The sequence below is a fragment of the Hymenobacter sp. NBH84 genome (assembly GCF_014217645.1).
GTDB classification, from domain to species: Bacteria; Bacteroidota; Bacteroidia; order Cytophagales; family Hymenobacteraceae; genus Hymenobacter; species Hymenobacter profundi.
Window position 1 is genome coordinate 1 of sequence record NZ_CP043649.1, and the last position, 13,516, is coordinate 13,516.

General features: G+C 57.3%; 8 protein-coding genes. 5 read left to right on the plus strand and 3 right to left on the minus strand.

All coding sequences use genetic code 11. The features are described 5' to 3' along the window. The 5 genes from F1C16_RS22185 (at position 1) to F1C16_RS22205 (ending at position 8,306) form a co-directional block, all read left to right on the plus strand. Positions 1–1,695 (plus strand): RagB/SusD family nutrient uptake outer membrane protein, encoded by a 1,695-nt coding sequence (locus F1C16_RS22185; protein WP_185284786.1) that lies wholly within the window; start codon positions 1–3, stop codon positions 1,693–1,695. An 84-nt stretch (positions 1,696–1,779) separates the two neighbouring features. Beyond that, positions 1,780–2,904, plus strand: coding sequence for a glycan-binding surface protein (locus F1C16_RS22190; RefSeq protein ID WP_185284787.1), 1,125 nt, complete (start codon positions 1,780–1,782; stop codon positions 2,902–2,904). Positions 2,905–3,055: 151 nt separating this feature from the next. After that, on the plus strand, positions 3,056–4,285 hold the full coding sequence (locus tag F1C16_RS22195) for a glycoside hydrolase family 27 protein (RefSeq protein WP_185284788.1): 1,230 nt from the start codon (positions 3,056–3,058) through the stop codon (positions 4,283–4,285). A gap of 186 nt (positions 4,286–4,471) precedes the next feature. After that, the gene (locus F1C16_RS22200) at positions 4,472–6,400 is read left to right on the plus strand and encodes a hypothetical protein (protein WP_185284789.1); all 1,929 of its coding nucleotides are present in this window, start codon (positions 4,472–4,474) and stop codon (positions 6,398–6,400) included. A 139-nt stretch (positions 6,401–6,539) separates the two neighbouring features. Next, positions 6,540–8,306, plus strand: a complete 1,767-nt coding sequence (locus F1C16_RS22205; protein ID WP_185284790.1) for a glycoside hydrolase family 9 protein — start codon at positions 6,540–6,542, stop codon at positions 8,304–8,306. Between the two features lie 104 nt (positions 8,307–8,410). On the opposite strand, the gene galA is transcribed toward F1C16_RS22205, so the two are convergent. The 3 genes from galA to F1C16_RS22220 all read right to left on the minus strand — a co-directional run bounded on the left by galA (position 8,411) and on the right by F1C16_RS22220 (position 13,499). Continuing rightward, complete coding sequence (gene galA / locus F1C16_RS22210; RefSeq protein ID WP_258049207.1) at positions 8,411–11,188, minus strand: beta-galactosidase GalA; 2,778 nt, start codon at positions 11,186–11,188, stop codon at positions 8,411–8,413. Between the two features lie 203 nt (positions 11,189–11,391). After that, entirely contained in the window at positions 11,392–12,351 is a 960-nt protein-coding gene (locus tag F1C16_RS22215) for an ROK family protein (RefSeq protein WP_185284792.1), read from the minus strand. 80 nt (positions 12,352–12,431) lie between these two features. Further along, a complete protein-coding gene (locus tag F1C16_RS22220) occupies positions 12,432–13,499 on the minus strand; it encodes an SGNH/GDSL hydrolase family protein (RefSeq protein ID WP_185284793.1) in 1,068 nt (355 codons plus the stop codon). Positions 13,500–13,516: the final 17 nt, after the last annotated feature.

Here is a 13,516-nt window from a genome sequence, read left to right on the forward strand (position 1 = left end):
ATGAAAAAGATACAAGTACTTGCCCTCCTGTTTGCTGCTTCGCTTGCCAGCACCGCGTGCACCGATTTTCTGGAAGAAAAGCCGCTGGATTTTGTTACGCCCGACCAGGTAACCGACGTCAACTTTATTGCCAATGGGGCACTCAATACGCTGGCGTCTGGCTCCATGTTCCGCTACGGCCCGTTTCCGAACCTGTGGGACTACGACTCAGACGATGCGACGGGGCCTAGCTGGGCCTTCGGCGACGTGGGTGCCGGCAACTACCAGTCCTATTGGGGTATCGACTACGGCTGGAATGGCCCCTATACGTTGATTCACCGCTGCAACTTCGGTATCTCACGCGTTAACGCTATAGCGACAGAAGACGAGGCCGTGAAAAAGAACGCGCTCGGGCAACTGTATTTCCTGCGCGGTTGGGCGTATTTTATGCTCGTGCGTGGCTACGGTGCCGTGCCGTTATTTGAAAAGGCCGTGACCGAGGGCGCCGAGCCACAACAGCCTCGCACACCGGTGAAGGATGTATACGCCTTCATTATCGATAACCTGAAGCTGGCAGAAGCCAACCTAAAATCGACCAAGGATGCCGGCTACGAGCCAGGCCGCCCCAGCAAGGGTGCTGCCAGCAGCTTATTGGCAAAGGTATACCTCACCATGGCATCGGGTGCTCTACCCGGCGGCCAAGTCACGGTGATGGGCGGGAAAGCCTTTCAGCTAGTAGATGGTGAAAAAGTACTGCTGAATCCGCAGCCCATCACGCACAACAAAGCAGTTGTAGCGGGCTTAGAAGGCCTAAACGCAGCCGAGTACTTCAAGCTGGCCCGCGATAAAGCGCAGGAAGTGATGAACAGCGGCGAGTACTACCTGTTTCCGTCGCATGCCGAGGTGTGGACGGTGGGCAACCGTAACCGGGGCGAGCATATCTGGTCGGTGCAAAGCCTCTCCGAAAACCCAGATTTCGGCAACGAGATTTCCTTGTTCCGTCGCGGCCGCCTCGACCCCACGAAGGCCGACCAGCTGGAAGGCGGCTGGATTGGTACATCTTACCAATGGTACCACAACTTTGAGGAGAAAGACCAGCGCATCACCGACGGGGTGCTGCACCGCTGGAAAATGTGGAGCAACACGCAGTTTCACTATTACCCGCTAAGCGACAGCTCTGTAGTGGAGGGGGTGGACTCCAGCCCGGCTGCCGAGGCTAAACGCACCAAGTATGGCTACCAGCCCACCGACGTATCGGGTCTGGATGATGGCCGGATTGCCCGCCTGCGCAAGTTTGAGGCGGTGTCTAAAAACAACATCACCTTGGGTGACTTCCACTTCCCGCTGCTGCGCTACCCCGATGTGCTCTTAATTTTTGCAGAAGCCGACAACGAAGTGAACAGCGGCCCAACTGCCGCCGCAAGGGACGCCGTTAATCAGATTCGTCGGCGCAATAGTGCCACGGAGGTAGGCAGCCTTAATCAGCAGCAGTTCCGCTCGTTTGTGCTGGAAGAGCGCCGCCGTGAGCTAGCCTTGGAAGGCGACCGGCGCTGGGATTTGCTGCGCTGGGGCATCTACCTACCTGTGATGAATGCCATTGATATTGACGAGAACAACGTGATTAAGCGCCGGCAGCCGAAGCACTTGCTGTACCCGATTCCGATTTCGGAGGTCAACTCCAACAAGCTCATCGGCGGCAACAACCCCGGCTGGTAGGCATTGGGCAGGCGACTTCCGCAGCGCTGGTTGGTGCTGCGGAAGCTGCCTGCGGGTCACACTTCATCCTTCTCACACAACACAATGAACTCTTATACTTCTCTTAGCAAAGCAGGCTCTTTTGGTTTGCTGGCTGCTTTGCTAGCTTTTTCCTCCTGCGAAAAGGAGGACGACAATGTGTGCGGTGGCACGCCAACCGTTAGTCAGGTAAGTACGCCTACCGACCGCACCGCAACCCTGGCTTCAGGTAACCTGGCCGATTGGGTTATTATTCAGGGTAGTAACTTCTGCAACGTCCAGAAAGTGCTGTTCAACGATGTGGAAGCCGACCTGAAAGACGCCTACATTACCTCCTCAGAAATTACGCTACGCGTCCCGCGGGCAATACCCAAAGATGTCAGTAACAAAGTAACCGTCACAACGGGTGCGGGCTCTGCCGAAACCCAATACACGGTAGCTATTCCGGCACTGGTCATAACGGGCATGAGCAACGAGTACACGCCTGCGGGGCAACGGATGGCGATTGTCGGGAAAAACTTCGACCTCTATGGCGTAACGACTGAGCAAGGCAAGCTTACGTGGGCAGGTGCTCCCGTTGCCATCACCCGGGCCACCTCCGATTCGGTGTACTTTATGGTGCCTACCTCCGCCACCAAAGGCGCTACCGTGAAAGTGGTGGATGCCAACGGGATAGAACGCTCCGTACCCGGACAATATTTGGACGACCGCAACATCCTGTTTGGGTATGATACAGGCGGCAGCCTATGGGGCGGCGAAGATTACATTACGGATGCTGCTTCGCCGGGTCCTATCAACGGCAAATACCTGCGCGTTAATAAAGCAATTGGCGCCTGGGAATGGACCGAGTTTACGGCCAACAATCTCGTTGTTTCCAATGATATAGTAGCTAACCCAGGCAACTATGTGCTCAAGTTTGAGGTGAATACCTTAAAGCCTTTCAACAACAACGTTATCAAATTCCTGATTGACGGTAATGCTGGCGACGTGAATACTTACCAGTGGAAACCCGTGGTGCCATTTAATACCCGTGGCAAGTGGAGCACGATGTCTATCAAGCTGAGCGACATTATCAACACGCCCTTAGCGCCTTCTAAAGCGCAGCACGAATTCAAATTCCTGTTTCACGGCGATGGTGCGCTGAACGCGGATATATCCTTCGACAACTTCCGGATAGTACTGAAGGACTAAAGTCAGACGGCGTAAATCGACTTCCTACCCTCTTCATCTACCCAAAGCTGCACCATCGTTTTACAACTGTATACTGGTCTAGTAAAACCAGACGGCCTGAGGCCTGTAGCACGTTGGCTTTGCAGATAACACAATCGCATACAACCTTTTAATGAAAAAAACAGCACTCTTTCTCCTTGGCCTGGCTTTCTCTTTTCCAGGATTTGGTCAGGGCAACAACTACGTACAGAACTACACTAAATACGAAGGACTCGCTCTGACTCCGCCCATGGGCTGGAACAGTTGGAACAAGTTTGCCTGCAACGTAGACGAGAAAATGATCAAAGAAATGGCCGACGCTATGGTCTCTTCTGGTATGAAGGACGCCGGCTACACTTACATCAACATCGACGACTGCTGGCACGGCGAGCGGGATGCGCAGGGCTTCATCCACCCCAACAAAGACCGTTTCCCTTCCGGCATGAAGGCTCTGGCCGACTACGTGCACAGCAAGGGCTTAAAGCTAGGTATCTACTCCGATGCGGGCTCCCAGACCTGCGGAGGTAGGCCCGGCAGCCGGGGCTTCGAGTTTCAGGATGCCCAGCAGTACGCCAGTTGGGGAGTTGACTACCTGAAGTATGACTGGTGCAACACGGAGGGCCTAAAGGCTGAAGGCGCCTACAAAACCATTACGGCGGCGCTGCGCAAAGCTGGTCGGCCGATGGTGCTCAGCATCTGCGAGTGGGGCAACGACACGCCCTGGACCTGGGGCCAGACGGTAGGACACCTGTGGCGCACCACCGGCGACATCTACAACTGCTTCGACTGCATCGAGGACCATGGCACATGGAAATCGTTTGGCGTCATGGCTATTCTCGACAAGCAGGAGGGACTGCGGCAGTACGCTGGCCCCGGCCACTGGAACGACCCCGATATGCTGGAGGTAGGCAACGGCATGCCTGCAAACGAGGACCGGGCGCACTTTACGATGTGGTCGATGCTGGCCTCGCCGCTCATTACGGGCAACGATTTGCGCAAGATGAGCAAGGAAACCACCGACATCCTCACCAACCGGGAGGTGCTTGCCGTAAACCAAGACAAGCTAGGGATACAAGGTTTCAAGTATGCCAGCAAAGACAGCGTGGAAACCTGGCTGAAGCCTTTGGCAAATGGAAAGTGGGCTGTTACGTTTCTCAACCGCAGCCGCAAGCCTCAGCCCGTTCGCTTCGACTGGAAAGCCACGCCCGTCACCGACGACCTATCAAAGCAGGAACTGAATGCGGCGAAGACTACCTACAAAGTCCGCAACCTGTGGATGAAAAAGGATGTGGGTACCACCAAGAAAGCCTTTACCGCCACCGTGCCCGCCCACGACGTGGTATTGTTGATGCTAACGCAATAGTCAGTGCATGAGTGGATTGTAGAAAAAGCAGCCAGCGACTTCGCCGGGCTGCTTTTTCTGCTTCCATCCCTGCTCTTGACTACTTGACTCACGAATAATCAACCAAAACAACATAAAACAGATAGCATGGTGCGCAAGTATTTACCCGCTAGTCCGCGTATTTGGAAAGTATTACTGACAACCAACTTGCTACTACTAGGCACCGCCGCGCAAAAAGCGGCCGCCCAAGTGGAATTGGCTCCCTGGGGCAATCTTACCGGCATTCGTACCGATGGGCAGCTACTAGAGGTTGAGACGAGCCTACGCCTCGTGAAAACGGATGGCCACGTAACCGAAACCGGCAAGGAGCGCCAACGCCCCAAGTACACGCGGGATGGTACCCGGCAACTCGTCACCACCCAGCTAGACAGCCTCGATTTCGTGGAGACTGTGCAGGATGCTGGGCCGGGCAAGGCCCGCGTGCAGGTACAACTCACGGCCCGCAACAGCATGCCCAACAGCAGCGGTGTGTACTTTAGCGTGCAGCCTCCCGTTGCTGCCTACCCAGCCAGCAGCACGGTAGAGGTACGGGATGCCAATGGCACGGTGCTAACGAAGGGCACGCTCGGCAGCCTCAAGCTACCAAGCAGCCCCGCCAGCAGCATTCGCCTGACGGCTCCTACCCGGCAGCTCACCATTACCTTCGGCGAGCCAATGCCTGTAGAATTGAAGCAGGAACAAGACAAGGAAGGGCCGCACTATCGGTTCTACCTGCCCTTGCTAACGGGGAGCGTACAGCGGGGCCAAACGGCGCAAAAAACCTTCACCGTTCAAGCCACTGGCAGTATCGACCGGGCCCCTGTTAAGCTAACGCTGAACCCGGCGCAACCCGGCCGCCCGTTTGCCGGCTTCGGGGGAAATTTTCGCTTGCAGAACCCCAAAACCGACCCGCAGGTAATCGACTACTCGCTGCAAAACATGCGTGTGGCTTGGGGCCGGGTAGAGATGCCCTGGCAGCTGTGGCAGCCCGCCCAAGACCAAGACCCCACGGCCGCGGCCCGGCAGGGCAAGCTGGATCCGCACGTGCGCGAGTCGATGGAAATGGCACAGAAGCTCAGCAAGCGAAATATTCCTATTATTCTCTCGGCTTGGTCGGCGCCGGCTTGGGCTGTGGTGGGCACGCCGGCTAAGGGCAGTGGCCCTGGGCCAGATGGTAAGTGGGGCAACCCGCTCGACCCAAACCACTTGCAGGCCAGCTATAAGTCTATTGCCGACTACATTCAGTACCTCAAGGACCAGTACGGCGTGGACGTGGCGCTGTTTTCCTTCAACGAATCGGACCTCGGTATCAACATCCGCCAGACTGGTCAGGAACACGCCCAGCTCATCAAGGGGCTAGGTGCCTACTTTGCTAGCCGGGGCCTGAAAACCAAGCTGTTGCTAGGCGACAACTCCGACGCCAACAGCTACGAGTTTATGACGCCTGCCTTGCAGGACGCCAGCACGCACCCCTACATCGGGGCCGTGTCGTTTCACTCGTGGCGGGGCTGGGAAACCAAAACCCTGCAAAAGTGGTCGGCCGCTGCCGAGCAGCTCCGCCTCCCGCTGATTGTGGGCGAGGGTAGCATCGACGCGCAGGCCTGGGGCTACCCCGGCATCTTCCTGGAGCCGACCTACGCGCTGGAGGAAATTAGCCTGTATATGCGGCTGCTGAGCGTGTGCCAGCCGCTTACCATTTTACAGTGGCAGCTCACGGCTGATTACTCGCCCATGGCGGGGGGCGGCATCTTCGGTGACAACACGCCTCTGCGGCCTACCCAGCGGTTCTGGAACCTGAAGCAATTTGCGGCCACGCCCGAAAACGTAATGACCCTACCCATCACCGCCGACCGGCCCAATATAGCCGCTGCCGCACTAGGCAACAGCCAGAAAGGCACGTATGCGGTGCACCTCGTCAACAACGGCGCTACCCGCCGCGTGACGCTCACGGGCGTGCCCGCTACGGTGAAAAAGCTGCGTGTTTATACCACCGATAAAGCGCGCTCCATGCAGGAGGGCAAGCCCATCACCGTGAGTAAAGGCACGGCGCAGTTCACGCTGGATACTGGCTCTTACACTACCTTGATGACTGATTAGGTTCTGTGTAAATCAACTAAATAGAACATCATGCTGAGCTTGTCGAAGCATATCTACCGCGAGCGGACTGGTTACTCACGGTAGAGATGCTTCGACAAGCTTAGCATGACAGTACAAATACATGTTTATCAAAAAAGATATGCCCTTACTACCTAGGCTGCTGCTGTTGCTGAACATGATGCTTCTAACTCCGCCGTTGGTTGCGCAGCATCTCACCGATAGCATTCGGCTGAACCAAGTGGGGTTCTACCCAGCTGCGCCCAAAGTAGCCGTGGTAGTAGGGGCGGCGGCTGGTCCGTTTTACGTCACCACGCCCGACCGGGCCACTATAGTTTTTACCGGGCAGCTAGGCGAGCTGCGCACGGCAGAATCAGCCGAACAGCAAACGCGAGTCGCTGATTTTTCGGCGCTTACCCGGTCGGGTACGTTTGTGGTCTTGGTGCCGAAAGTTGGCTATTCCTACTCGTTTCGCATTCAGCCTAAGGTGCACGAAGGCGTAGCACAGGCTGCGCTGAAGGGTTACTACTACCAACGAACCGCGACGCCACTACCAACCGCCTATGCGGGCCAGTGGAACCGCCCCGCCGGCCATCCCGACACGCGGGTGCTGGTGCACACCTCGGCGGCCAGCGCCGCGCGTCCGGCTGGTACGGTGTTGTCATCGCCGCGCGGCTGGTACGATGCGGGGGATTACAACAAGTACATCGTGAACTCGGGCATTACGATGGGCACGCTGCTGTCGTTGTACGAGGAGTTTCCGGCCTATTGCACCCAGCTCAAAGCCAACATTCCTGAGAGCCGAAACGCCCTACCCGACGTGCTGGACGAAGCCCTTTGGAACCTACGCTGGATGCTGACCATGCAGGACCCCAACGACGGCGGCGTGTACCACAAGCTGACCAACGCCTCATTTGATGGCATGGTGATGCCCGACCAAGTGACTACCCCGCGCTATGTAGTGCAGAAAAGCACAGCCGCCACGCTCGACTTTGCCGCCGTGCTGGCCCAGGCTAGCCGCGTGCTGCGCCGGTTCGATCGGCAGCTGCCGGGGCTGGCCGACTCCTGTTTGCGGGCATCGCGACAGGCGTGGGACTGGGCGCAGGTGCATCCGGCCGTGCTCTACCAGCAGGACGAGATGAACAAGCAGTTTCAGCCGCCCATTGTGACGGGTGCCTACGGCGATGATTCTGTGAAGGACGAATTTATATGGGCGGCGGCCGAGCTATACATCACTACCAAAGAGGACCGCTACTACTCGGCTGTGCCGCTGTTTCCCGATGAGCACGTGCTCCTACCCACCTGGAATCAGGTACGGACGTTGGCCTACTACTCATTGGTGCGCAACAAGGCTACCCTTACGCCCGTTGCCCGCCCAGCTATGCCTAAGCTGGAAGCCCGCCTGCGTACCGCCGCTGATGCGTTGCAGCAGAACTACACGGCCCAGGCGTACCAAACGGTGATGGGCAAAACGGCTACCGATTACAGTTGGGGCGGGAGTGCCACAGCAGCTAATCAGGGAATCCTTCTTATCCAGGCGTACCGCGTCACCAACAACCCGCAGTACTTGCAAGCGGCGCTATCCAACCTCGACTACCTGTTGGGTCGCAATGCCACCGGTTACAGCTTTCTCACGGGCAGTGGGACTAAGTCGCCGCAGCACCCGCACCACCGGCCCTCGGAAGCCGATGGCATAGCCGCACCGGTGCCGGGCTTGTTGGTAGGCGGCCCCAACCCGGGCCGCCAGGACGGCTGCGCCTACCCCTCCGCGCTGCCTGCCCTAGCCTACTCCGATACCGTGTGCTCCTACGCTTCCAACGAAATTGCTATTAACTGGAATGCACCCCTGGTCTACCTGGCGGCGGCGTTGGAAGCGTTGCAAACTAAACTGAAGCCCCAGACGAAGTAATTCTTAGAGCTAATTGCAGTACTAAAAACGGTCCTGCTACGCTTGTCGTAGCAGGACCGTTTTTAGTACTGCAATTAGCTTCTTCGTTAGGCAGAGGCTTTCGGTTACAGCACTTCGGGGCGAGTGGGCGCTTTGTCCGTTTTCAGCTTTAGCGTGGCCGTTTTCAAGCCTTTTGCAGTGGCCGTGAGCGTAATTGCACCAGACTCTTTTGTCGTCTGAATCAGCACTTGGGCTAAGCCATTAAACGCCTTCCGTTTCCAGGGGGCCGCCGGCGTGAACACCTGAATGGTGCCGGGGTTGGTATTCACCACATCCCAGTCGTGTTCCTTGGTCAGGGGAGTTGCTACTATCTCAAGGGTGTTCCGGCCCGGCTTCAGTAGGGATAAGGGTAGGCGAAATACGTCACCTTCCGCGCTCTGCTTCAAGTCTTTCGCTATTTCCTGGCCATTGATATAAATGTGTTGCGATTGGCCAATGCTATTATAGAAGAACGTGACCTGCGCATCAGCAAAAGTGGTTGGCAACTCGAAGCTGCCTTGGTGACGGTAGGCGGGAGCCAGTTTTTTATAGTCGCGCTGCACGAAAGCGGGCTGCCAAGCAGCGGGCTGGTTGTGCATCCTGGCCGCTACGCCTTCTGCTACACTAGACACGGCCGCTTCTTGTAGTTTTTGGATAGCCACCATCTGGATGGTCTCCACAAATTTCTCCTTTTCCAGGGAGGTAGGATTGCCATTGCCAACACCGATAATTTTGGCTGGGCCAGTAACGGAAAAAGTCATTTCCTCGGCGGCGGTTGGCACGGTGAGGCCGTGTCGGTCGGCGAGGGCCACTGTGACTACAGCCAAGTCCTCGCCGTCGGCCTTAAGCGTCGTTTTGTGGGAAGTGAGCTGTATAGCAGCGGCTTGGCTTGTTGTTTTCACAACCTCCGTCAACGTTTGCCGGCCATTTTTGTAGCCGTGCGCTTCCAGCGTACCTGGCGCGTAGTTGACCTTCCAGGCTACATGGGAGTTCAGGGGAACAGCTTTTTTGCCCAGGCTTTTCTTGTTTAAGAATAGCTCCACTTCATCGCAATTGCTGTAGGCCCACACGTCTATAGGCTGCCCCTCGCGGCCTGGCCAATTCCAGTGTGGTAGCAGGTGCAGAGTGGGCTGCTGGCTCCACCACGACCGGAGGTAGTAAACGTTGTCTTTCGGAAAGCCGCACACGTCCATCATGCCAAAGTAGGACGTAACCGACGGCCACTGGTAGGGCGTAGATTCGCCCCGATAATCGAAGCCCGTCCAAATGAACATGCCGGCCAGGTAGGGCCGCTCGGCGTAGAAGCGCCATCCTTCCTCAATGCTGTAGAAGGAGGGCCGGGGCTTTTGGTCGTAGGCGGCTTGGTAGTGCTGCTGCGGGTCGGTTACATACACGCCGCGGGTGGCAAACGTAGAGCCTTCCTCTGTGCCCATGCCGGGCTGATTGGGAAACTGCCGGTGGTGCGCATCAATGTCGCCGTTGCCTAAGTAGTTGTAACCCATCACTTCCAGTACATCCGAAATGCCACTCCGAAAGCCCCCGCTGACACCAGCCGTACAAAGCCGCGTTGAGTCGAGGCTATGCACGTAGGCCTGCATGGTAGTGGCAATGCGCGCCCCCATGATGCTGTTTTCGATGCCCCACTCCTCGTTGCCAATTGACCAGCTGATGATGCTCGGGTGGTTGCGGTCGCGCACGATCATGTCGTGCAAGTCTTCCTGCATCTGGTAGTTGGTGCCCATCAGGCGGTTTTCGTCAATCACCAGCATGCCAAGCTGGTCGCACGCGGCCAGCAGCTCCGGGGTAGGGGGGTGGTGCGAGCAGCGGTAGGCGTTCGAGCCCATGGCTTTCAGGGCCCTAATGCGGAAGTACTGCAACTCATCGGGTAGGGCCGTGCCCACTCCGGCGTGGTCCTGGTGGTTGTTGGTGCCCTTCAGCTTCACTGGCTTGCCATTCAGGAAAAAGCCCTCCTTGGCATCAAACCGAATGGTTCGAATACCAAAGGGCGTGTCGTAGCGGTCTACCGCTTGGTTGCCCACGAGAATAGTTGTGCGCAGTGTATATAGGTAAGGCGATTCCAGGTTCCATAGGGTGGCATTGGCTACTGGCAACGTCAGCGTAATTTCTTGCTGCTGAAAGGGTAGTAAGGCTACCCTGTCTTGCTTTCCGGTGGCTACTACGCGTCCTTGGGCGTCGAGGATGGTTTGCGTAACAGCGCAGGTTTGGGTTTGCTTGCTCTCGTTTAGAAGGTTGGCGCGGGCCGTGACGGTGGCGGCCGTAGCGGCTACTTTGGTTGTTACCCACGTGCCGTTGGGGGCTACGTGCACGGGGTTGGTTTTCGTGAGCCATACGTGCCGGTAAATACCTGCCCCTTCGTAATACCACCCTTCGGGCATCGTGGCATCTACCCGCACCGCCACCACGTTGCTGCCGCCGTAGTTGAGGTAGTCCGTGATGTCGTACCGAAAGCTGTTGTAGCCGCTAGGCTCGTTGCCGAGGTAGTGGCCGTTCACCCATACCTTGAAGTTGCGGTACACGCCATCAAACTCCAGGCTAAGCTGGCGCCCTAGGTCCCCGGCCGGGATGCGAAACGTCTTGCGATACCACCCCACGCTGGTAGCAGGAAAGTTGCGGCCAATGGCCTTGTAGCCGTGGCTGGCCTGGGCGGTGCTATCGAACGGCAACTCCACGGCCCAATCGTGCGGTAAGTTGAGCTGGCGCCAGGCCCGATCGTCAAACGTCTGACTAGCTGCGCCGTCGCCGTAACCGGCCTTGGCGAAGTAGGAAAAGTAGCTAGTGCCGTTGGTGAAATCCTGGTTGGTATCGAAGGGATGTCCCAAAGCAAAGCGCCAGTTTGCATCCATCAAATACCGCTCTCTTCCCAGTTCAGAAGGTATTTGTGCGGAAGCGAAGTGCGCCCAGCACAGCAAGTACACAAAGAAGAGTTGCCGGGAAAGTATAGGATGAATTGTCATAGAAAACGGAGGATACAATTAAGTGAAGACGTTGCTAAAATGGCTTTGCCTAAGCAGGGCCATGCGACGTATCTGATCAGCAATAGCCTAGATTAGACTGCATCCACTGGGGCCGGCACAGGCTCCGCAACCAGGTAGGCAGCGCCAAACACACCCGCGCTGTCGCCGAGGAGCGGCTTAACTACCGGGGCCTCAAACTGATGGTCAAAAATGTGTTGCTGCACGTTGGCGATGCCGGCTTCGTAGAGGCAATCGATATTGCCTACCCCGCCGCCAATCACAATCACATCGGGGTCGAGCAGGTTGATGACGTTGCTGAGCGCGAGGCCGAAAAAATGGGCGAGGCGCTCCATGGTTTGGGTCGCCACGGCATCGTGGCCGTGGGCGGCGCGTTCAACTATTTCCGGGAGGGTGCGCGGCTGGTCGCTGTGGCGGGCGTAGTACCGCTCCAGGGCTGGGCCTGCCAAAATGCTCTCGTTGCAGCCCGTTTTGCCGCAGAAGCAAGGGTCGCCTTCCGCCGCATCTAGGTAGTTGTGGCCCCACTCGCCGGCAATGCCGTGGTAGCCCCCCAGGATTTGCCCGTTCACAACTAAGCCGCCGCCTACCCCCGTGCCGAGGATAATGCCGAACACTACCTTGGCGTCGGGGAATTGCTGCTTCACCACACCCAGCTGGGTTTCGGCCAGGGCAAAGCAGTTGGCATCGTTGGCCATAACTACGCGCATGCCCAGTAGCTGTTCCAGGTCGGCGCGCACGGGTTGGCCGTTGAGCACCGTCGCGTTACAGTTCTTCATCAACCCCGACTTCGGGATGGTGGTGCCCGGCGTGCCGATGCCTACTTGGTCGGCGCGGTAGCCGGCCGCGGCTTCCAGGTGGTCCACCAATTGGGCTACCTGGCCTAGGATATGGGCGTAGCCGTGGGCTACCCCAGTAGGCACGCGGTGCCGAAACAAGACCTCAGGTTCTTGGGCTGACTTCAGGATGACTCCTTCTATTTTGGTACCGCCCAGGTCGATACCCCATAGGTTGTGTTGTTGGTTGAACTGTGTCACGTAGGTAGTAAATGCTAGTTGTAGAGCCGCCGGAAAACCGCCGTTTCTTACAGTTGAAAAAAAGAAGAGACCCGTGCTGTTTACCAGCCTAAGCTGCTCTTTAGGTAGGCAGTGAGCTCAGCCGCAATTAATTGGTGCTCAGCTGTGCTAGGATGACTGTCGCAGCCGCTGGTATAGCTGCGCGAAAAGAAGAATTTATGCACGGCTGCATCGCCGCCCGCGTTAACTTGGGCAACCACGCTCGTCAGGTAGCGCTGCAACACGGCTGTGAGTCGAGCGTCGGCCATAGGGCTGGTGAGGCACACTACCTGCGCCTTTGGGTAATGCCGACGTAGCTTCTGAAGGAACGACAGGTAGTTGCGGCAGAACGCAGTCGAGTCCTGCACGCCGTCGTTCTGGCCCAGGCACACAGTCACCACGTCGGGCTGGTAGCGGCTGAAGTCCCACGGCAGCAGGTTCTCGCGCGTGTTGATTTTGTCGTATACCTGGGGCATGACGTAGGGCAGGTCGCAGCAGCTATGCATCAGACCAATGCCCGACACAGCCGTGAGTTGCCACTCGGCGCCCAAGGCGCGGGCAGTAGTAGGGCCATAGGCCTGGTAGGCGTTGTGCTGATCTTCCCAGTTCCCTTTGCCACACGGCACCGACGATTCATCACTACTAGCCCCGCAGGTAATGGAATTGCCAATGAATTCGATGCGCCGCGTGGGGCGGGCCACCGGAGGCAGCAGCTTGGCGCAACGCAACCCCACAAACTCCAGGTAGCCGATGTTCGATTCGGTGTTTTTGCACACGGTGAGCGTATGCACCTTGCCGGGCAGGTTTTCGGCTACCGTCACCGTGTTTTCCTTCCCCGTGAGGAGTAGGCGTTTCGGCTTGCCGTCCACCACCACCTCTAGGTAGTTGTGCTTGCCCCACAGCATTTCGTCGTTGACGACTACCGCGCAAGACGGTCCCGAAAACCGAGCCGTGAAATAGGTCCCTGGCGCCCAGCAACGAGGCTTTTTAACGTCGCTGAAATCGATGCGCCCGGTGTACTGAATATACTGGTTGTCGGCGGGGTAGAAGGTAGTAGGCTTCGGCTTCGCTACGACCAAAGTTGGCAGTGACAGCGCCAGAAGCAGCACGGAGGGGAAAGCGTATTTCATGCAAGAAGAAAGAGAAA

Bases quoted from the DNA above. Each gene is read 5' to 3' on its own strand.
- F1C16_RS22185 (WP_185284786.1), top strand. From the start codon at position 1: ATGAAAAAGATACAAGTACTTGCCCTCCTGTTTGCTGCTTCGCTTGCC.
- F1C16_RS22190 (WP_185284787.1), top strand. From the start codon at position 1,780: ATGAACTCTTATACTTCTCTTAGCAAAGCAGGCTCTTTTGGTTTGCTG.
- F1C16_RS22195 (WP_185284788.1), top strand. From the start codon at position 3,056: ATGAAAAAAACAGCACTCTTTCTCCTTGGCCTGGCTTTCTCTTTTCCA.
- F1C16_RS22205 (WP_185284790.1), top strand. From the start codon at position 6,540: ATGCCCTTACTACCTAGGCTGCTGCTGTTGCTGAACATGATGCTTCTA.
- galA (WP_258049207.1), bottom strand. From the start codon at position 11,188: ATGGATGCAAACTGGCGCTTTGCTTTGGGACATCCCTTCGATACCAAC.
- F1C16_RS22220 (WP_185284793.1), bottom strand. From the start codon at position 13,499: ATGAAATACGCTTTCCCCTCCGTGCTGCTTCTGGCGCTGTCACTGCCA.